We start from the raw sequence: 18,835 nt of genomic DNA on the forward strand, positions 1-18,835 counted from the left end.
ATCCGCTGATTCAGTCCCGGTCGGCGCGCGCCTCATCGGCAGCGCGACCGGCCCGCTCGGCGTCACGAGCAGCACGATCTCGCTCCGTCGTCGCGGCGCGTCGGGAACGGCGGATGCCCGGCAGCTCCTGCTCGATCTCACGACGCCGGTCATCCAGTGCCTCGAGCTCCGCCGTGAGATCGTCGTGCCGGGCTGTCAGCGCCGCGAGGGCATCCTCCGCCTCCGCCAGGCTCTCCCGCGTCTCGGTCGCCCGTTCATCGAGCGCGGCGAGGCGTCTGCGCGACTTCTGCTCCTCATCGCGTTGCGCCTTCTTCGACTGCGTCGCGTCGCCGCCTGCGGCGCGCTCCTCCTTCGCCCGGCGACGCGCGGCGAGGTCGATCGGCGGAGGAGAAGACGGCGCGGCCTCCCCCGCGACGGCTCCGTCGAGATCGACCGTCCCGAATCCCACGACCTCGAGCGCGCGCACGAGCCGGCCGCTGGCCACGGCGGCGGCAGCGACCTCGTCGGCCGTCGCGGCGACGAGGGTGCGAGACGCCTCGTCGAGGTTCGCAGCGGATGCCGTCACCTCCTTGTCCAGGGCGACGGCGCGCACCTGTTCGACCAGCTTCCCGACGAGCTCGCGCCGCTCGCGCGTGAGCCGGGTGAGCTCGCCCGCGTCGCGCTCGTCCTGAGCCGTGCGCAGGGCACGTCCGAGTTCGAGGAGCTCGTCGAGTCCATCGCGGCCGTCGCGCACCCACTGGTTCACGAGCCAGGCGGCGGCGCTCGGCTTGCGCACCTCCTGCACCCGTCTGGCCAGCTCTGCGTCCTCCGACCTCACGCTCTTCGCCCGTGCGTTGCGGGCGGAGGTGAAGTCACCAGCGGGCAGGGCGAACAGCTCATCGGCGATGGCGGTGAACGGATCGTCGGTCGTCATCGCCCGACCTCGACGAGCTCGACGTCGATCAGGGCGCCGGCATCCACCCGAGCCGTCATCATCGTGCACGCGGGCTGACGACGGCGATCGGTCGGTGAACCGGGGTTGAGCATCCGCATGCCGCCCGGCGTCACGGAGTCCCATGGGATGTGACTGTGACCGAACACCAGCAGGTCGAGATCGGCATGGGCGTCATCGGCGCGGCGCTCGCGGCCCACGGCGGCGCCCGTCTCGTGCACGACGCCCATCCGCAGCCCGTCGATCTCGACGCGTGCGACCTCGGGAAGACGGCTTCGCAGGCCCTCGCCGTCATTGTTGCCGTACACGCCGATCAGTCGCGCCGCGCGGCCCTCGAGGGCGTCGAGCGTCGCCTCGTCGACCCAGTCGCCCGCGTGCACGACCACGTCGGCTTCGTCCACCGCTCGCCAGAGCGCGTCGGGCAGCCGGCGGGCGCGCGTCGGCAGATGGGTGTCGGAGATGAGCAGCAGTCGCGTCATGGACTCCATCCTGCCCCTCGACCCGGAGCCGCATCCGGAGAATGATGGAGGCCATGGCGTTCGACACCCTCACCACCCACCTCGCCGACGACGACGAAGTCACCATCGTGACCTCCCGAACCGACGGATCGCGCGTGCCGACCGTCATCTGGGCGGTCGTCGCCGACGGTGTTCCCTACGTGCGGTCGGTCAACGCCGAGCACGGGCACTGGTATCGCCGGGCATCCTCCAGCGGAACCGGGGCGTTCCAGATCGACGGGACGGACGTCGGCGTCGCGTTCTCGCAGGTCGAGGACGACACCGTGATTGCAGCTGTCGACGCCGCCTACTCGGCCAAGTACGCGCGCTACGGGGACGACCTGGCGGCCATGCTCACCGACGATTCACGCGCCTGCACGTTGGCGGTGCACGCAGCGGTGCTATGACGGCTGACGAGCCGAACGGACCGGAGTACGCGACCACGGTCGTGAGACTCTTCTCGGACTACGGCCGCAGCGTCATCTGGCTCGACCCCGATCCGGTCGATTACGCCGAGACCTCCCTCGACGACGAGTTCATCGCCGAACTGAAGGCATGGGACCGCTACGCCCGCCTGGCGCTCGACCCCGACCTTCCGGAGATCCCCGCCCATGCCGCCGACCGGTTCGATCGCGAGGGCCGCGTCCTGGCGCTGCGCCTGGCGGAGGAGCTCGGTGCCGCGTTCGAAGTGGAGCGGCGGCGCGGCGAGCGGTATCGGAGCGATGGGGACCCCCTCAACCCGGGAGCGGCGTCCGCCTTCCTCCGCCTGGTCGAGCGGGCCCGGGTGGGGTGAGCGGTCAGGACCGGAAGAACTCGTTCGCGCGGGCCGTGAACAACAGGCCGATGATGACGAGGGCCCAGACGATGGAGACGACGCCCGAGGTGATGGCACCCGAGTACATGGCGATCACGCCGTTGACCACCGAGAGCAGCATGATGACGGTGACGAGGGTGCGCGAGAGGCCACTTCCCCGCAGGAGGCCGTAAGCCACCGCCAGGGTGATGACGCCGAGGGCGATGGAGGTCCATCCGGTGATCGCGGGATTGCCGGATGCCGCCGTCGCGAGGCTCCGATCGGTCAGCGCGATGAGGATGATGATGCCGCCGACGATGGCGAAGATCGCGTTGATGTAGGTGAGGACGGCGACGAAGGTGACCGAGCCCGGTCTGCTTGCGGTCATCATGCGTCTCTCCGTCCCGGTGCTCTCAGCACCCCGTCCGCATCAGGCTAGCCGTGAACGAATCATCCGTGACGCGCAACGCCCTCAGACGAGCGGTTGGGGCAGGATGAGGTCGGCGGTGACGGCGGGGTCGGCCGCGGAGCGCCCTCTCTCGCCGGGAGTGACGATCCCGGCCTACGCCGTTCCGTCGATCGCGTGGATGACCTTGAGCTCGAAAGCGTCCTCCGAGATGCCGAGTGCCGTCGCGATGGCATCGCGGGTCATGAAGTCGACCTCGTCGATCGCCCGCACCTCGAGCATCCGCCCGATCTCGGGGATGTGCACGAGATAGCCCGCCCGATTGCGGCTCACCATCACCGTGTAGACCCGCTGATGGCCTGCGGGACTCACCGTGATTCCCTCAGCAGTCGGAAGTCGCGCCGGTGGAGCAGTCGAAGTACCGCGCCCTTCACGGTGCCGAACGCGCGGAGGCCGTCGTCGGTCGCGTACGGCTCGACGGCGACGATGTGATGGTCGACTCCGCCGAACACCACCGTGCAGCCGCCTGCCGCGATGATGTTGCGGTACCACGACACCTCAGGACCGTAGGTGAGCTCGGCGACGAATCCCTCGGGCACACGGGCCAGGATGACGGGTGTCTCGTAGGTCCTGCCGCTCTTGCGGCCGACATGACGGATGAGCGAGAACGGTCCGTGGCCCCAGTGCGCGAGGCGCAACGTCACGGGGTTCAGGGTGTGCTGCAGCACCTGCAGGAATCCGCGCTTTCCGCGTCCCATCGCCATCATCGCCCTCCGTCCCTCGCCCGATCATCTCCGGCAACGCCCCGGCGGTGCAAGCCCCTCGCTGATCCGCCGACGACCGGTCAGTGCAGCAGTACGGTCGAGGCCACGATGGCGTTCACCAGGGCGTGGGCGATGATGCCCGTTCCAATGCGCCCTGTGAGGACCGCGGCGGTGCCGAAGAGGGCCCCCATGACGAACGTGCTGACCGCGATCAGGGGACTCACGCCGAAGGCGAGCTGCGGAAGGTGCAGGGCGGCGAAGGCGGCTGCGGTGATCGCGACGGCCGCGACGGACGCGCCATGCGAGCGCCCTGCCGACGGCGCGGCTCCCGCGAGACTGCGCTGCAGGGCACGCAGGAGCATTCCGCGGAAGACCAGCTCCTCGACGACCGGTGCGACGAGAACGGCGAGGATCACCGTGAGGATGTTGACGGCGGCGATCGGCGAATGCATCACGTTGGAGTGGCCGCTCGGGCGCCCACACACCAGTACGACCGTCGCACTCACAAGGGTGACGATGACGAAGTAGGCGAACACGGCAGCCAGAGCGAACAGCAGGTCCCACCAGCGGAACCGCAATCCGTAGCTGCCAGCCGGCGAGCCCGTGCCCCATCGCCGTGCGGCGAAGACCGCGCAGCCTGCGGCGATGGCGTACGGACCGAAGGTCGCTACGCCCGCCCACACGAGACCGAGGTGCGGGCGGAACCCGGAGGCGACGATCGCGAGCGGGACGAGCGCACTCACGAACATGAACCCCACGACGCCCAGAGCCGCTCCGAGCAGGGCGCGCGAGCGGTCGCGCGTTGGCGCGGCAGTGAGGACGACGTCGATGTGAGGACGTTATCAGCGGTCGGCCTCTCCTGCTCGCCCCCGTGGGAGGGTACGCCTCGGAATGCGGCAGCGGGAGCGGGTTGGATGCCCCGTCCCGCGGTGGTAGGCATGCACCATGAGCCGAATCATGGCGCGCAGACGCGTCACCCGCATCACGCTCGGGTCGCCTCGCGCCGTCCGCGAGGACGTCCTGGCCGTCGAGGAGCCGCTCGAGATCCGCGTCGGCGGTCGCCCGCTCGCGATCACGATGCGTACGCCCGGTCACGACGTCGAACTTGCCGCCGGCTTCCTCGTCTCGGAGGGGGTCGTCGCCCGCGCCGACGAGCTGGTGAGCGCCCGGCACTGCGCATCCGTTACCGAGGAGAACACCTACAACGTGCTAGATGTGACGTTGGCCTCTCATGTGCCGCCGCCGGATGCGAGCCTCGAGCGGGCGTTCTACACCACCAGCTCGTGCGGCGTCTGCGGCAAGGCCAGCATCGATGCCGTCCGCACCCGGTCGCGGTTCGACGTCGAGCGCGACGATCTCGTCGTCGACGCCGACCGGCTCGTCGGCTTCCCGGATGCCCTCCGGTCCGCTCAGGCCGTGTTCGAGAAGACGGGCGGCCTGCACGCCGCCGCGCTGTTCGACGGGCGGAGCGGACGCATGCTCGTGCTCCGCGAGGACGTCGGGCGCCACAACGCCGTCGACAAGGTTGTCGGCTGGGCGCTGACGCAGGGGCTGCTCCCCCTCACCGGCGTCGTGCTGATGGTGTCGGGACGCGCGAGTTTCGAGCTGACGCAGAAGGCGTCGATGGCCGGCATCCCGGTGCTCGCCGCGGTGTCCGCGCCGTCCTCGCTCGCCATCGAGCTCGCGACCGAGTTGGGCATCACCGTGGTGGGCTTCCTCCGCGGCGAGAGCATGGTGGTGTACTCGCGCCCCGATCGCATCAGCGAGCAGCCTGCGTCGACGGCCGCGACAGGAAGTGCGACAGCCATGGCGGGCGCATCGTGAGCCGCAAGCCGCCGACGGACGACGTGACGGATGCCGACCTCTCAGTCGGCCAGCCGAGTTCGTGGGCGGCCGGAGTGCCGGGCGTTCTGCACTCTCTCGAGCCCGCCATCGCGCAACTGGGGCTTGGACGCACCGTCAAGCTGCTCACCTCCCTCAACCAGAAGGACGGTTTCGACTGCATGAGCTGCGCATGGCCGGACCCCGACCACCGCAAGGTCGCCGAGTTCTGCGAGAACGGCGCCAAGGCGGTCACGTGGGAGGCCACCCCCGTGCTCGTGCCGTCGTCATTCTGGGCCGAGCACACCATCGACGACCTGTTGGACAAGTCCGAGTACTGGCTCGGCATGCAGGGGCGCCTGACCGAGCCGGTGTACCGCGCGGCCGGATCCGATCACTACCGGCCGGTGTCGTGGGACCGCGCGTTCGAGATCATCGCCGCGAAACTCCGCGCGCTCGACTCCCCCGACCAGGCCTCGTTCTACACCTCGGGACGCACCTCGAACGAAGCGGCATTCCTCTACCAGTTGTTCGTGCGCGCCTACGGGACGAACAATCTGCCCGACTGCTCCAACATGTGTCACGAGTCCACGGGCACGGCGATGAGCGAGGTCGTCGGCATCGGAAAGTCCACCATCGCCTACGACGACTTCGAGCACGCCGATCTCGTCATCGTGCTCGGCCAGAACCCCGGCACGAACCATCCCCGCATGCTCACGGCCCTCGAGGACGCCAAGCGCAATGGCGCGCGCATCGTGGCCGTCAATCCGCTGCCCGAGGCCGGACTCCGCCGTTACAAGAACCCCCAGCGGGTGAGCGGGATCGTCGGGCGCGGAACCGACATCGCCGACCAGTTCCTGCAGATCCGGCTCGGGGGCGACATGGCGCTGCTGCAGGCCGTGTCGAAGCGGGTTCTGGCAGCGGAGGCCGCCGCGCCCGGAACCGTCCTCGACCGCGCGTTCATCGACGAGTACTGCAGCGGGTTCGAGGCCTTCGCCGCCGCGATGGCGGAGGTCGACGACGACGAGGTGCTGCTCGCCACGGGTCTCGGGCTCGACGAGATCGACGAACTCACGGATGCCTACATCAATGCCGACCGGGTGATCATCACCTGGGCGATGGGCATCACGCAGCACAAGAAGGCCGTCGACACCATCAAGGAGATCATCAACCTGCTGCTGCTGCGCGGCAACATCGGGCGCCCGGGCGCTGGCGCGTCTCCCATTCGGGGTCACAGCAATGTGCAGGGCGACCGCACCATGGGCATCTGGGAGCGGATGCCCGACCGCTTCCTGGACGCGCTCGCCGCGGAGTTCTCGTTCGAGCCGCCACGCCGGCACGGCGTTGATTCCGTGAACGGCATACACGCGATGAAGCGCGGTGACATCCGCTTCTGGATGGGGATGGGCGGAAATCTCGTGGCCGCCATCTCGGACACCGGACTGGCGGAGGAGGCCATGCGCGGGACCGAGATGACGGTGCAGGTCTCGACGAAGCTCAACCGCTCGCACGCCGTGATCGGCGACGAGGCGCTCATCCTGCCGACGCTCGGGCGCACCGAGATCGACATCCAGGCGTCCGGACCGCAGTTCGTCTCGGTGGAGGACACCGTGTGCTCCGTGCACGGCAGCCACGGGCAGGTGCCTCCGGTCGCTCCCGGTCTGCTCAGTGAGGTGGCAATCGTGGCCCGCCTCGCCGCCGCTACCCTCGGCGAGAGCGTGCCCATCGACTGGGCCGCGTTCGCCGACGACTACGACCTCATCCGCGACTCGGTGAGCCGCGTCGTGCCGGGCTTCGAGTACTACAACGACCGCATCCGCACCCGCGACGGCTTCGTGCTGCCGAACGGGCCGCGCGACTCCCGCACGTTCCCGACCGCGACCGGCAAGGCCATGCTGACCGTCAACGCCCTGGAACACGTGGAGCGGCCCGATGGCACGCTGCTACTGCAGACTGTGCGCTCGCACGACCAGTACAACACCACCATCTACAGCCTGAACGACCGCTACCGCGGCATTCGCAAGGGACGCGAGGTGATCTTCATCAATCCCCTCGACCTTGAGGAGCTCGGGCTCGCGGACGGGACGTCGGTCGACGTCTCCACCGTGTGGGACGACGACATCGAGCGTGTGCTCCGGGGCTACCGCGCCGTCGCCTACCCGAGTGCCCGCGGATGCGCTGCCGCCTACTTTCCCGAGGCGAACGTGCTGGTTCCGCTGGCCAGTACGGCCGAAGGAAGCAACACGCCCGTCTCGAAGGCCGTGCTCGTGCGGGTGACGGCCGCGGTGGGCTGACGATCGCGTCGGCGTGACACCCGTGTCGCCTACGCTCGTGATCATGGATCCCCAGACGAAGCGAGCCGGCCGCGGCAGGACGGTCGCGCTGACCGTCGTGCCACTCGCCGCCGCGGCGGCGGCGGGTCCCCTGATCGGCTACGCATCGCGCGCGGACGCCTGGTGGGCCGCGTTCCTGTTCGGCGGCATCCTGCTCGCTGTGGTGGCCATCGCCATCCAGGTGGCGGTCAAGGTGCGCGACTCGCGCGCGCAGCTGACCCTCGCGGAGGAGATGGACGACCTCAGGCTGACGGTGCGGGATGCCCTCCTCCCGGTGGCGTCCCTTCTCGCCGAGATGCCCGGGCTCGACCTTCTCCGACGCGTCGACCACCTGCGCACCGTCGGTCAGGCCGCCGTCGCCGCGCTGCATTCGCTGGTGTCTCCGCACGCCGACCGGGCGAGGGTGAACGTCTACTCACTGGAGACCGCTCCGCTCCAGATGGTCTGGCTCGCCCACATCGGCCGTGGCGACAAGCCCGGACCGTTCGTGGCCGGTACACCGCGCGGCGACGCCGCGCTCGAGTTCCTGTTCGAGGCGAAGTCGGCGTTCTATCCGGACCTCGGCGAGGCGCGACCGGCCGGCTACGGCGGTACGGCTAGTGGCTACGAGACCTTCATCGCCGTGCCCGTCTTCACCGACAAGCGGGTCTGGGGAATGGTCACGGTCGATGCCCCGACGGCCGGGTCGCTGACTCCCGGCGACCTGCACCTGAGCGAGGTGGTGGCCGAGATGATGTCGGTCGCGTTCGCCTCGGCGGCGGCGCCGGAGCCCTCGCTTCACGCGAATGTCTGAGGTGGAGAGGTACGATGTGGTCATGACAGAGATCCAGGTGGTCGCGACGCCGGGCGGGTTCGGTTTCATCCGTTCCGATGCCGCGCGCAAGTCTGTCCTGTTGCCCAAGACCGCTGACGTTCCCGACAGCCGGAGCATCGCTCGTCGGGCTGTCGACACCGTCCTCGGCAAGCGCGCCTCCTCCACCTCGCGCTGACCCGCGACGACTGATCTGCCGCGGCTGACCTGTCAGCCAGTCGTCGCGGCACAGCACGAGCCTGGTCGGCACATCCGGCCACGCCGAGAGGGGCCACGGCTCGTTCGCCGGTGCATCCGACTGACGGCGCTACCGCCGCATCCCCTCACCCGCCAACGCATCGGATGACTCACCCGGCGAGGGGATCATGCCGGCGAGGAGGACGATTCGGCGAGCGCCGAGCCGCTCGGCTACCAACGGCGCCGTGAATCCTTGGCGTCGCCTTCGAGGTTTCTCTGGACATTCGGACAGGTTTTTGCAACGATCGACCCACCACAGCGCACGGGGGCGCACGGCGCCCTGACAGACAAGGAAGTTGGTCGGCGAATGGTTCGAACGAGGTCGAGGGCACTGTCCGCCCTGACAGCACTGGGGGTGGCGGTGGGACTCATGTCACTTCCCGCGGTGAGCGCGCAGGCGGACGGCGGTGGTACCTGGAGCGGCCTGACTCCGCCGCTGTCGACGCCGTGGACGGCCGAAGTCTCGCCGACCAACGCCCTGCCCGACTACCCGAGGCCCCAGTTGGCTCGACCGAGCGCGGACGCTCCGACCTGGACGAATCTCAACGGACTCTGGCAGTACCAGCCGACCGACGGCTACAGCCCCATCTCGTTCGGCTCCGATCTCTCCGGCCAGATCCTCGTGCCCTACCCGGCCGAGTCCGCGCTGTCGGGGGTCCAGAAGCACTCCGACTACATGATCTACCGGCGAACCGTCGACGTGCCGAAGAACTACACGTCGGGCGGCAAGCACCTGCGCATCAACTTCGGTGCGGTGAATTACGACGCGACCGTGTACGTGAACGGAGCGCAGGTCGCCCGGCACCTCGGCGGCTACGACTCGTTCAGCGCCGACATCACCAGCGCCCTGCGATCGGGCGGCTCGCAGGAGATCGTCGTCGCCGTGCACTCCCCCGTGGATTCGGCGACGGTGCCCGTCGGCAAGCAGCGCCTGAACCCGGGCGGCATCTTCTACACCGCCTCCAGCGGCATCTGGCAGACGGTCTGGCTGGAGCCGGTGCAGCCGGTGAGCATCGCCTCCTTCACCGCGACACCGGATGTCGACACCGGCTCGTTCGCCATCGCGGCGACGTACAACGGTGACGCGGGCGGAGCAAAGCTGTCGGTCGACGTCTTCGACGGCTCGAAGAAGGTGGCGAGTGCCACCGGTGCAGCCGGCGGCCCGATGTCGCTCTCCATCCGCAAGCCGCATCTGTGGTCGCCCGACGACCCTTTCCTGTACACCTTCAAGGCATCTCTGACCGTGCGCGGAACGACCGACAAGGTGGAGAGCTACGCGGGCCTGCGGGAGATCGCCGTCGAGAAGGTGGCCGGCAAGCAGCGCATCACCCTGAACCACAAGGCGACCTTCCTGCTCGGAACCCTCGACCAGGGCTTCTGGCCGGACGGCATCTACACGGCACCGACGGATGACGCACTCAAGTTCGACATCCAGAAGACCAAGGACCTCGGCTTCAACACCATCCGCAAGCACATCAAGGTCGAGCCGGCCCGCTGGTACTACTGGGCCGACAAGCTCGGGATCATGGTCTGGCAGGACTCCCCCGCTCTGCCTACCGGACGCAACGGCAGCCTGACGACCGGCGACAAGGCCAACTTCCGGGCCGAGACCAGCCGCATGGTCGATCAACTGAAGAACTCGACCTCGGTGATCGGCTGGATCCCGTTCAACGAGGGCTGGGGCCAGTGGAGCGTCGACGCGGCAAGCGAGGTGGGAGCGCAGGTCAAGGCGCAGGATCCGAGCCGGCTCGTCAACGATCGCAGCGGATCGAACTGCTGCGACACTCCCGGTGACCCGGGTACGGGCGACATCATCGACTGGCACCAGTACCAGGGTCCCGCCCTGCCGGCGCCCGACGCGAAGCGCGCGTCGATCGATGGTGAACACGGCGGGCTGACGCTGCCGGTCGAGGGACACAGCTGGCCCGGCGCGGACGTCAACCCCTACGGAGCCGTCAAGGACAGCGCCGCGCTGACGGCCGGCTATGTCGCCAACACCCAGGTGCTGCGCGACCAAGGCGCTCCCTACGGCCTGTCCGGATCGATCTACACGCAGATCACGGATGTCGAGGGCGAGCAGAACGGGTTCTTCACCTACGACCGCCAGGTCGAGAAGGTCGATGAAGCCGCGGTGCGAGCCATAAACCTCGAGACGATCGCCGCGGGAACCAAGACGCCACCGACACCACCCGCCGGCACACCAGGGCTCGCGGGGGTCGGGTCGTGGACGCTCGACGAGACCGCGGGCGGCGTCGCGGCGGACAGTGCAGGATCGGCCGACCTGACGGTCTCCGGCGGAGCGACCTGGGTGCCGGGCAGGAAGGGCGGCGCGCTGCAACTCGACGGGTCGACCGGCTTCGCGGCGTCCGCAGAGCCTGTCCTGACCACGACCGATCGCAACTACAGCGTCTCGGCCTGGGTGCGGTTCGATCAGGTCGGTGGCGCGTTCCAGACGGTCGTGGGTGAGGACGGGGATGCGGCGAGCGCGTTCTTCCTGCAGTACTCGGGTGCAGACAAGAGGCTGGCGTTCTCGTTCGTGAACGCGCGGGCGCTGGCATCCGGCATCACCGTGGAGCCGAACCGCTGGTACCACCTCGTGGGAGTGCGCGACATCACCTCGTCCACGCTGTCGATCTACGTCGACGGCGCGAGGGCGGGACAGGTGGCGGTGCTCGGCAACGGCGAGGCTGCCACCGGTCCGCTCACCGTCGGCCGGGGAAAGTTCGACGGCAAGCCGGTCGACTACCTGGACGGCACGGTGGACGAGGTCCGCGTGTTCGACCGGGCACTGTCGGCCGATGAGGTGGCCGCGCTCTACGCAGCGCAGAGCTGAACGTCGCGGTTCGGGCCCCGCGTGATCGCTTGATCGCGTGGGGCCCGAACTGTTTCACGCGATCGCGTTGACCCTCACACCGTGTCAGGCTCCAGTGTGGATTCCATCATGTACACCATCGGAGAATTCGCCGCCGTCGGGCGGGTGAGCGTACGGATGCTCAGGCACTACGACTCCATCGGGCTGCTGGTGCCGGCGCGGGTCGATGACCGCACCGGCTACCGCCGCTACTCGAACGAGCAGGTGCCTCGGCTGCTGCGCATCGTGGAGCTACGGCACCTCGACGTCGGTCTCGATCGCATCGCCGAGGTCTTCGCGGCGCAGGACGAGGACGAGGCCGTGCGTCTCACGCTCCTCGAACGGCGCCAGGAGATCGAGGCGATGATCGACCACGAGACAGCGTTGCTGACCCGCATCGACCGACGACTCCGTCAACTGGAAGGAACCGCTCTCATGTCAACTCCCGTCTCCTATCGACCGCTCGATGCCATCACCGTCTACGCCGTCTCCGGAGTGGCGCCAGGGATGGGACCGGACCATGTCGGACCCGTCGTCGGCCCACTCATCGAGCAACTCGACACGGCCCTCGAGGCAGCGAGGCGCCCCATCCTCCCGCCCGCCGTGTTCTGGTACGAGCCGATCGATGACGGCGAGCGCCTCGTCGTGAACGTCAGTCAGACCGCCGAGCCGGATCCGCGCGCGGGAGACGGCTACGGAGTCGTCGAGTTGCCGGCTGTGGCCCTCGCCGCCACGGTGCTGCACCACGGCGACATGACCGGAATCGGCGATACCTGGACGGCCCTGGTCGAACAGCTCGTGGCCGATGGCTATCGCCTGGCAGGGGCGAACCGAGAGGTCTACCTCCACGCGCCGGGCCATGTGCCGGGACCCGACTGGGTCACCGAGGTGCAGGTTCCCGTCGAGCGCGTCTGACGCACCCGACAGGGCGACGCCGAGAATTCACCGGCCGACCCTTCCCCCGGGCCACCCGATTGGGGCACAATCAGTGCACCGAGTCGGGGGACCCGGGGAGATGGGGGACGGAAATGGATTACGACGCAGACCTGGAGAGGCTCATCGCCGAGCAGCTCGCAGCCGTCGCCGGGGCCGAAGGCGACCTGACCGACTGACGCGAACTGGGGCGGGCTACGCGTCCGCCGGGGGCTCCCACAATTCGATCGGGAGTCCCTCGGGGTCGTGGATGCGTGCGAAGCGGCCGTAGTCCGTCGTCTCCCACTCGGGACGGCGATCGACGTCGATGCCGGCCCCTTCGAGACTCGTCACGAGCGCGTCGAGGTCGTCGACCCGGAGGTTGAGCATGAAGGGCTGATCGGCCGCGAAGCAGTCGCTGTCGGCCGCGAACGGAGCGAACACCGTCATCCCCGCATCCTGCTGCCAGACGGCGTCGCCCCCAGCGTCGATTCCGAGGTGCGTCCGATACCACGCGGCCCGTCCCTCCGGATCGCGGCTGCGGAAGAACAGTCCGCCGATTCCCGTCACGCTCATGCTCAGTCCTGTCTCTGGACGGATGTCGGCCCATCCGCCGCTCGGTCGTCTCACTCAGTAGAGCAGATCAGTGCCCGGTCTGCACCAGCTCGAACCACGGCACGTCGAAGTGCTCGACGGTGGTCTGCCGATCGATCAGGAAGCGGTCGTCATCCGGGTAGAACACGGCGACGTCGATGTCCTGGCCCGCGAACGCCACGATGTCGTCGCGCGAGCGCCACAATGAGAGTGTCCGAACCTCCGTACGAGCATCGTCCGCATCGCGGAAGAGCAGGACTGCGCCGAGATTGCCGGGAGTTTGCCGATACGCGCGAAGTCCCGTGCTCTCGAGATACTCGCGATAGCGCTCGCGATCCGCTCGGCGAATCCACCCCGTCCAGCTCCTGAGGACCGTCGGTTCCAGAGCCATGCAGTCTCCTCCAATCCGCGCGCTGTCGGGGAGGGACAGGAGCGCTGTGACCAGTCAACCCGGGGTGCAGGGTCTCGTCACGCCCGAGCGGATCCTTTGGCGGTTTGTCGGCGCATCGTGTCCGTCTCGATCCGTTCGCGCGATAGGGGTCGACTGCACGGGGGCGGCAGTTCATACTGATGCGATGCCTGCTGCTGAGACCCGCCGCCTCGCGAAGACGGCGCTCGTCGTCGGTGCTCTCGGAGTGGTGTTCGGAGACATCGGGACGAGCCCGATCTACACGATTCAGACGGCGTTCAATCCCGGGGACCCGCATCCGGTCCCCGTCTCGACCGAGAGCGTCTACGGCATCGTCTCCCTGATCTTCTGGTCGGTCACGGTGATCGTCACCATCGCGTACGTCGGGCTCATCCTGCGCGCCGACAACGAGGGCGAGGGATGCATCATGGCGCTGCTCACGCTCGTCGGCCAGAAGATGGTCGCCGGGCGGCGGCGCACCAAGATGATCCTGGTCGCACTCGGCATCTTCGGAGCGTCCCTGTTCTTCGGCGACAGCATGATCACCCCGGCCATCTCGGTGCTGTCAGCCGTGGAGGGACTTCAGATCGCGGCGCCGTCGCTCGCGGAGTTCATCATCCCGATCACCCTGGTCATCATCTTCATCCTGTTCTTCTTCCAGCGCTTCGGCACGGCGGCGGTGAGCAAGCTGTTCGGACCGGTCATGGTCGCCTGGTTCGTCTCGATCGCGGCGTTCGGCATCCTCGGCATCACCAGGGAGCCCGAGATCCTGCGCGCGTTGTCGCCGACGTACGCGATCGGGTTCGCGGTGTCGCATCCGTCGATCGCCTTCTTCGCGCTCGCGGCGGTCGTGCTCGCCATCACCGGGGCCGAGGCGCTCTACGCCGACCTCGGTCATTTCGGTCGCCTGCCGATCGCGCGTGCCTGGCTCATCCTGGTCTTCCCCAGCTGCATCCTCAGCTACTTCGGGCAGGGAGCGCTCGTCCTCAACGACCGCTCCGCCCTGTCGAGTCCGTTCTTCCTGCTCGTGCCTGGTCCCCTGCAAGTGCCGATGGTCCTGCTCGCGACCGCCGCGACCGTCATCGCGTCGCAGGCGGTCATCACGGGCGCCTTCTCGGTGGCACGCCAGCTGGTGCAGCTCGGCTACCTCCCCCGACTGCGCATCGAACACACCTCCGCGAGCACCATCGGGCAGGTGTACGTGCCCATCATCAACTGGCTCCTGCTCATCGCCGTCAGCATCCTCGTGCTGACCTTCCGTCATTCATCCGCACTGGCCTACGCCTTCGGAATGGCGGTCACGGGAACCATCACCATCACGACCACGCTGTTCCTGTACTACACCGCCAAGACACGACGCGCGCCGCTCTGGCTCGTCATCATCGGCGGCGGCCTGCTCCTCGGCCTCGAGCTGCTCTTCTTCGCGGCGAACCTCACCAAGATCGTCAGCGGCGCGTGGCTGCCGCTCGTCATCGCCATCGGTGCCTACCTCATCCTCATGACCTGGTACCGCGGTCGACAGATCGTCACCGCTCAGCGCGAGCACGAGGAGGGGTCGCTCGATGACTTCCTCGAAGGACTCCACGACGGCACCATTCCCGTGACCCGTGTTCCCGGCACCGGCATCTACCTCAATCGGGGCAGGACGACGGCCCCCTGGCCATGCGTTCCACCGTCGAGCACTTGGGCTCGCTGCACGAGTACGTGATCATCCTGGCCGTGGACACCGCGCAGACGCCGACGATTGCGCCCGAGGACCGGTTCTCGACGGATTCCCTGGGCTTCACCGACGACGGCATCGTGCTCGTGCAGGCGCGGTTCGGGTTCATGGAGCGACCCGACATCCCCGCCGCCCTCGCCGAACTGCCCGCCGAGGACCTCGAGATCCCCCTCGACCTGGACGAGGCGACCTACTTCCTCTCCACGATCGACCTGCATCGCGGAAACGTGCCGGGCCTGGCCCGGTGGCGCAAGTCCGTCTTCCTCGCCACCTCGCGAGGTGCCGCCGACGCCGCTCAGTACTTCGACCTGCCGCCCGATCGCACCATCCTGATGGGATCGCGCGTCGAGGTCTGAGTCGCTGGTCGGACCACCGGCTATCGGGCGAGGATGTCCGTCGCTCGCGTCAGCGCACGTCGAACCCCGCGACGAGCAGCTTCTCCTCGCTCGAGGACGGGCCCACCAGCAGCTCGAACTCCCCGGGCTCGACGTGGCGGTCCCCCTTGGAGTCCACGATGGTGCACTCGGCGACCGGCAACTCGATGCGCACGCGGGTTGAAGCGCGCGGTGCGAGATCCACCTGGCGGTAGCCCTTCAGCTCCTTGTCGGCCCAGCTGGCGCTCGTGACGCAGTCGCGCACGTAGACCTGCACCGTCTCCCGGGTCGGACGTTCGCCGGTGTTGCTCACCGTCACCTCAGCGACGATGGTGTCTCCAGCGCCGAGCGTCGTCTCTTCCAAGCTCAGGTCGGAGTAGGCAACGGTGGTGTACGAGAGGCCCTCACCGAACACCCACCGGGGCGCCATGGTGAGGTCTGCGTATCGGTCGCCGTGCTGACCGCGGATCTGGTTGTAGTACGTCGGCTGCTGGCCGACATGACGTGCGAAGGAGATCGGCAGGCGTCCCGTGGGCTCGACCCGGCCGGCGACGATCTCCGCGATCGCCTGGCCGCCGAGCATTCCCGGATTCGCCGCCCAGATCACTGCGGCGGCGTTCGCGACCGACGGCGGCAGCACGAGCGGCTTCGACGCGAGCAACACCACGATGACGGGCTTGCCCGTCGCGATCATGGCGTCGAGGAGGGCGATCTGGGCGCCGATCAGTTCGAGCGTCGCCGTGGAGCGCCCCTCGCCCACGAGCTCGATGCGATCTCCGACGACGGCGACGACGACGTCTGAAGCCTCCGCTGCCGCGATGGCCTCGCCGATGAGCTCGTGATCGGGTGCGCACGGCACGACGATCTGCGGCCGCGGCTGGCCATCCGGGAACAGGGTCCCCTGCGGGTCGTCCTCGAGGGTGAGGATGTCGGCTCCGCGTGCGTGTCGGATGCTCCACCCGTCGATCTGCCGGAATCCGTCGAGCACCGTCGTGATCATCTCGCGCGGCTGGCCGTCCAGCCAGCCGGCCTGGCCGGATCCACCGGCCCAGTCGCCCAACTGGGTCTGCGCGTCGTCGGCCAGCGGCCCGACCACCGCGACGCGCACGGGGTCAGCGGCCGCGAGCGGCAGGATTCCGTCGTTCTCGAGCAGGACGATCGAGCGGCGGGCGACCTCGAGGTTGAGTTCCGCATGCTCGGCGCTGCCGACCACGGCGTCGAGGCCGTCGACGGGCAGGCGGGGGTCCTCGAAGAGTCCGAGGTCGAACTTGAGGGTCAGGATGCGCGCCGCGGCGGCGTCGAAGGCGTCCTCGGCGAGCAGGCCGCGCGCAACCGCGTCCAGTGCGCCCTCGTAGAACTTCGGCGTGGCCATGACCATGTCGTTGCCTGCCGTGACCGCCGCGGCGGCTGCCGTTGCGTAGTCCGTGTGGAGCTTCTGCTCCCAGACCATGCGGCCGACGTTGTCCCAATCGGTGAGCATAGTGCCGGAGTAGCCCCACTCCCCGCGCAGGACGTCGTTCAGCAGCCAGTCGTTGACGGTGATCGGCACGCCATCCGTGCTCTGGTAGCCGAGCATGAACGTGCGGCATCCCTCGCGTGCGACGCGCTCGAATGGCGGGAGGAACCAGCTGCGCAGTTTGCGCCGCGAGATGTCCGCCTCGCTCGCATCACGCCCGCCCTGCGTCTCCGAGTAGCCGGCGAAGTGCTTGGCCGTCGCGAGGATCGCGGTCGGATCGTCGAGCCCCTGCCCCTGATAGCCGCGCACCATCGCGCTGGCGAGCTCGCCGATGAGGAACGGGTCCTCACCGAACGTCTCGTTCACGCGACCCCAGCGCAGATCCCGGGTGATGCACAGCACCGGAGAGAAGGTCCAGTGCACGCCGGTCGCTGCAACCTCCTCCGCAGTCGCTCGCGCAACCCGCTCCATGAGGTCCGCGTCCCACGACGCCGCCATGCCGAGCTGGGTCGGATAGATCGTGGCGCCAGGCCAGAACGAGTGCCCGTGGATGCAGTCCTCGCCTACGAGCAACGGGATGCGCAGGCGGGTCTCGGCGGAGAGCCGGTTCGCCTCGATGATCCGTTCCGGAGAGGTGTGCAGGATCGAGCCGGCGTGGCGTCGAAGGACGATGTCGTCCAGGTCGTCCCGTGCGTCGAGCTGGAGCATCTGCCCCACCTTCTCCTCGACGCTCATGCGCCCGAGGAGATCGGAGACCCGCTCCGGGGTGGTCAGTGACGGATCCTGGTACGGGAGGACCTCCTGCTCCTGATCAACGCTCAGTGTAGGGATCGAGGTCACGCGGTCGACCGTTCGGATTTGGATCTGCCCGAGCGCACACCGGCGCCTGCGGCGAGATCCGGTCGCACCTGGGTGACTGCGGCGTTGGGGTCCATGCCCTTCTTCTTCATCGCGCGGGCGCGCTCACCGGCCGAGCGAAGACGCGGGTTGACGTACTCGTCGATGCCGAAGTTGATCAGCGCGAGCGCCACTCCGAGAAGTGCGATGCAGAGTCCGGCCGGGACGTACCACCACCAGTAGTCCGGGAACGCGTTGTTCTGCTGGGCCCAGAACAGGATGGTGCCCCAGTTGAGGTTCGACACGGGGATGACGCCGATGAACGCGAGGGTGGTGAGGCCGAGGACCGCTGCGGTCATGGTGCCGACGAAACTCGAGGCGATGATCGCCATCAGGTTCGGCAGCATCTCGACCAGGATGATGCGGTGCAGGGGTTCGCCGTTGGCGCGAGCGGCTTGGACGAAGTCGCGATTGCGCAGCGACATCGTCTGGGCCCGCAGCACGCGTGCACCCCACGCCCATCCGGTCAGTCCCAGCACAGCGGCGATGAGGATGAGCGGCGGATCCTGGAACTGCGACGCGATGATGATCATCAGCGGCAGCGCGGGAAGAACGAGGAACACGTTCGACAGCGCCGAGAGGGATTCGCTCTTCCACCCGCGGAGGTAGCCCGCCGTCACACCCACCACGATCGCCATGACCGTGGCCATGATGGTCGCGATGAGCCCGACCACGAGGACGCCCCGGGTTCCGTAGACGATCTGGCTGAAGACATCCTCGCCGATGTGGGTCGTCCCCAGCAGGTGCTGGAACGACGGCGGCTGGAGAGTCGCGCTCAGATTCTGCGCCGTCGGGTCGTACGGCGCGATCCACGGTGCGAAGATCGCGACGAGCAGGAAGATTCCGAAGATGATGAGCCCGGTGGCGGACTTCGGATTGCTGAACATCGCCAGGGAGGCCCTCAGCTGACTCCCGAAGGTCTTCTTCTTGACGGTCGAGAGGCCGGCGGTGAGCACGCTGGCGGTCTCGGGTGTGCCGGCGCCGACGGGTTGGACCAGCGTGGACGTGTTCTCTGCAGGAGCGTTCATG

General features: G+C 68.3%; 20 protein-coding genes. 10 read left to right on the plus strand and 10 right to left on the minus strand.

The window, feature by feature from the left end; genetic code table 11:
* Window positions 1-10: 10 nt before the first annotated feature.
* Complete coding sequence (locus E6C70_RS05200) at window positions 11-913, minus strand: transposase (RefSeq protein WP_136422872.1); 903 nt, start codon at window positions 911-913, stop codon at window positions 11-13.
* Window positions 910-1,410, minus strand: coding sequence for a metallophosphoesterase family protein (locus E6C70_RS05205; protein ID WP_136422874.1), 501 nt, complete (start codon window positions 1,408-1,410; stop codon window positions 910-912). The genes E6C70_RS05200 and E6C70_RS05205 overlap by 4 nt, the downstream gene beginning before the upstream one ends.
* A 53-nt stretch (window positions 1,411-1,463) precedes the next feature.
* On the opposite strand from E6C70_RS05205, the gene E6C70_RS05210 reads away from it, so the two are divergent.
* Window positions 1,464-1,835 carry a DUF2255 family protein gene (locus tag E6C70_RS05210; protein ID WP_168770854.1) on the plus strand — a complete coding sequence of 124 codons (372 nt, stop codon included), beginning with the start codon at window positions 1,464-1,466 and terminating at the stop codon, window positions 1,833-1,835.
* Entirely contained in the window at window positions 1,832-2,221 is a 390-nt protein-coding gene (locus E6C70_RS05215; protein ID WP_136422878.1) for an immunity protein CdiI family protein, read from the plus strand. The genes E6C70_RS05210 and E6C70_RS05215 overlap by 4 nt, the downstream gene beginning before the upstream one ends.
* Window positions 2,222-2,225: 4 nt before the next feature.
* Here the strand turns inward: E6C70_RS05215 and E6C70_RS05220 are convergent, their stop codons facing one another.
* From E6C70_RS05220 to E6C70_RS05235, 4 genes are all read right to left on the minus strand, one after another.
* Complete coding sequence (locus tag E6C70_RS05220) at window positions 2,226-2,612, minus strand: DUF7144 family membrane protein (protein ID WP_235833278.1); 387 nt, start codon at window positions 2,610-2,612, stop codon at window positions 2,226-2,228.
* Between the two features lie 171 nt (window positions 2,613-2,783).
* Window positions 2,784-2,999, minus strand: a complete 216-nt coding sequence (locus E6C70_RS05225; RefSeq protein ID WP_136422880.1) for a hypothetical protein — start codon at window positions 2,997-2,999, stop codon at window positions 2,784-2,786.
* Entirely contained in the window at window positions 2,996-3,385 is a 390-nt protein-coding gene (locus E6C70_RS05230; RefSeq protein WP_235833279.1) for a nitroreductase family deazaflavin-dependent oxidoreductase, read from the minus strand. Before E6C70_RS05230 ends, E6C70_RS05225 begins: the two co-directional genes overlap by 4 nt.
* An 86-nt stretch (window positions 3,386-3,471) precedes the next feature.
* Window positions 3,472-4,134: a CPBP family intramembrane glutamic endopeptidase gene (locus tag E6C70_RS05235; protein WP_168770855.1), complete on the minus strand. Its 663-nt coding sequence runs from the start codon at window positions 4,132-4,134 to the stop codon at window positions 3,472-3,474.
* Window positions 4,135-4,336: 202 nt separating this feature from the next.
* Here E6C70_RS05235 and fdhD point away from each other — a divergent pair, with 202 nt between their 5' ends.
* From fdhD to E6C70_RS05265, 6 genes are all read left to right on the plus strand, one after another.
* Window positions 4,337-5,215 (plus strand): formate dehydrogenase accessory sulfurtransferase FdhD, encoded by an 879-nt coding sequence (gene fdhD, locus E6C70_RS05240; RefSeq protein WP_136422886.1) that lies wholly within the window; start codon window positions 4,337-4,339, stop codon window positions 5,213-5,215.
* Entirely contained in the window at window positions 5,212-7,506 is a 2,295-nt protein-coding gene (locus E6C70_RS05245) for an FdhF/YdeP family oxidoreductase (protein ID WP_136422888.1), read from the plus strand. The genes fdhD and E6C70_RS05245 overlap by 4 nt, the downstream gene beginning before the upstream one ends.
* A 43-nt stretch (window positions 7,507-7,549) precedes the next feature.
* Window positions 7,550-8,338: a GAF domain-containing protein gene (locus E6C70_RS05250; protein ID WP_136422890.1), complete on the plus strand. Its 789-nt coding sequence runs from the start codon at window positions 7,550-7,552 to the stop codon at window positions 8,336-8,338.
* A 22-nt stretch (window positions 8,339-8,360) separates the two neighbouring features.
* Window positions 8,361-8,534, plus strand: coding sequence for a hypothetical protein (locus tag E6C70_RS16625; protein WP_168770856.1), 174 nt, complete (start codon window positions 8,361-8,363; stop codon window positions 8,532-8,534).
* 429 nt (window positions 8,535-8,963) lie between these two features.
* Window positions 8,964-11,426, plus strand: a complete 2,463-nt coding sequence (locus E6C70_RS05260; protein WP_235833280.1) for a LamG-like jellyroll fold domain-containing protein — start codon at window positions 8,964-8,966, stop codon at window positions 11,424-11,426.
* A gap of 108 nt (window positions 11,427-11,534) precedes the next feature.
* Window positions 11,535-12,359: a MerR family transcriptional regulator gene (locus E6C70_RS05265; RefSeq protein WP_136422894.1), complete on the plus strand. Its 825-nt coding sequence runs from the start codon at window positions 11,535-11,537 to the stop codon at window positions 12,357-12,359.
* Window positions 12,360-12,572: 213 nt separating this feature from the next.
* Here the strand turns inward: E6C70_RS05265 and E6C70_RS05270 are convergent, their stop codons facing one another.
* Together E6C70_RS05270 and E6C70_RS05275 are read right to left on the minus strand one after the other, a co-directional pair.
* On the minus strand, window positions 12,573-12,932 hold the full coding sequence (locus E6C70_RS05270; protein WP_136422896.1) for a VOC family protein: 360 nt from the start codon (window positions 12,930-12,932) through the stop codon (window positions 12,573-12,575).
* 67 nt (window positions 12,933-12,999) lie between these two features.
* The gene (locus tag E6C70_RS05275) at window positions 13,000-13,341 is read right to left on the minus strand and encodes a hypothetical protein (RefSeq protein WP_136422898.1); all 342 of its coding nucleotides are present in this window, start codon (window positions 13,339-13,341) and stop codon (window positions 13,000-13,002) included.
* 184 nt (window positions 13,342-13,525) lie between these two features.
* Here E6C70_RS05275 and E6C70_RS05280 point away from each other — a divergent pair, with 184 nt between their 5' ends.
* Both E6C70_RS05280 and E6C70_RS16980 read left to right on the plus strand, forming a co-directional pair.
* Complete coding sequence (locus E6C70_RS05280; protein ID WP_235833281.1) at window positions 13,526-15,067, plus strand: potassium transporter Kup; 1,542 nt, start codon at window positions 13,526-13,528, stop codon at window positions 15,065-15,067.
* Window positions 15,022-15,435, plus strand: coding sequence for a KUP/HAK/KT family potassium transporter (locus tag E6C70_RS16980; RefSeq protein ID WP_235833282.1), 414 nt, complete (start codon window positions 15,022-15,024; stop codon window positions 15,433-15,435). Before E6C70_RS05280 ends, E6C70_RS16980 begins: the two co-directional genes overlap by 46 nt.
* 49 nt (window positions 15,436-15,484) lie before the next feature.
* Here E6C70_RS16980 and E6C70_RS05285 read toward each other — a convergent pair whose 3' ends face one another.
* Complete coding sequence (locus E6C70_RS05285) at window positions 15,485-17,749, minus strand: exo-beta-d-1,3/1,6-glucosidase (protein ID WP_407921016.1); 2,265 nt, start codon at window positions 17,747-17,749, stop codon at window positions 15,485-15,487.
* Window positions 17,746-18,834: an ABC transporter permease gene (locus E6C70_RS05290; RefSeq protein WP_136422900.1), complete on the minus strand. Its 1,089-nt coding sequence runs from the start codon at window positions 18,832-18,834 to the stop codon at window positions 17,746-17,748. The genes E6C70_RS05285 and E6C70_RS05290 overlap by 4 nt, the downstream gene beginning before the upstream one ends.
* Between the last annotated feature and the right edge of the window lies 1 nt (window position 18,835).

The sequence above is a fragment of the Orlajensenia flava genome, assembly GCF_004801905.1.
Classification (GTDB): Bacteria; Actinomycetota; Actinomycetes; order Actinomycetales; family Microbacteriaceae; genus Orlajensenia; species Orlajensenia flava.

Excerpts from the sequence above, each read along its gene's own strand:
- E6C70_RS16980 (WP_235833282.1), top strand. The coding sequence starts at position 15,022 with ATGCGTTCCACCGTCGAGCACTTGGGCTCGCTGCACGAGTACGTGATC.
- E6C70_RS05275 (WP_136422898.1), bottom strand. The coding sequence starts at position 13,341 with ATGGCTCTGGAACCGACGGTCCTCAGGAGCTGGACGGGGTGGATTCGC.
- E6C70_RS05265 (WP_136422894.1), top strand. The coding sequence starts at position 11,535 with ATGTACACCATCGGAGAATTCGCCGCCGTCGGGCGGGTGAGCGTACGG.
- E6C70_RS05210 (WP_168770854.1), top strand. The coding sequence starts at position 1,464 with ATGGCGTTCGACACCCTCACCACCCACCTCGCCGACGACGACGAAGTC.
- E6C70_RS05220 (WP_235833278.1), bottom strand. The coding sequence starts at position 2,612 with ATGATGACCGCAAGCAGACCGGGCTCGGTCACCTTCGTCGCCGTCCTC.
- E6C70_RS05230 (WP_235833279.1), bottom strand. The coding sequence starts at position 3,385 with ATGGGACGCGGAAAGCGCGGATTCCTGCAGGTGCTGCAGCACACCCTG.
- E6C70_RS05250 (WP_136422890.1), top strand. The coding sequence starts at position 7,550 with ATGGATCCCCAGACGAAGCGAGCCGGCCGCGGCAGGACGGTCGCGCTG.
- E6C70_RS05270 (WP_136422896.1), bottom strand. The coding sequence starts at position 12,932 with ATGAGCGTGACGGGAATCGGCGGACTGTTCTTCCGCAGCCGCGATCCG.
- E6C70_RS05205 (WP_136422874.1), bottom strand. The coding sequence starts at position 1,410 with ATGACGCGACTGCTGCTCATCTCCGACACCCATCTGCCGACGCGCGCC.
- E6C70_RS16625 (WP_168770856.1), top strand. The coding sequence starts at position 8,361 with ATGACAGAGATCCAGGTGGTCGCGACGCCGGGCGGGTTCGGTTTCATC.
- E6C70_RS05200 (WP_136422872.1), bottom strand. The coding sequence starts at position 913 with ATGACGACCGACGATCCGTTCACCGCCATCGCCGATGAGCTGTTCGCC.
- E6C70_RS05290 (WP_136422900.1), bottom strand. The coding sequence starts at position 18,834 with ATGAACGCTCCTGCAGAGAACACGTCCACGCTGGTCCAACCCGTCGGC.
- fdhD (WP_136422886.1), top strand. The coding sequence starts at position 4,337 with ATGAGCCGAATCATGGCGCGCAGACGCGTCACCCGCATCACGCTCGGG.
- E6C70_RS05280 (WP_235833281.1), top strand. The coding sequence starts at position 13,526 with ATGCCTGCTGCTGAGACCCGCCGCCTCGCGAAGACGGCGCTCGTCGTC.
- E6C70_RS05215 (WP_136422878.1), top strand. The coding sequence starts at position 1,832 with ATGACGGCTGACGAGCCGAACGGACCGGAGTACGCGACCACGGTCGTG.
- E6C70_RS05260 (WP_235833280.1), top strand. The coding sequence starts at position 8,964 with ATGTCACTTCCCGCGGTGAGCGCGCAGGCGGACGGCGGTGGTACCTGG.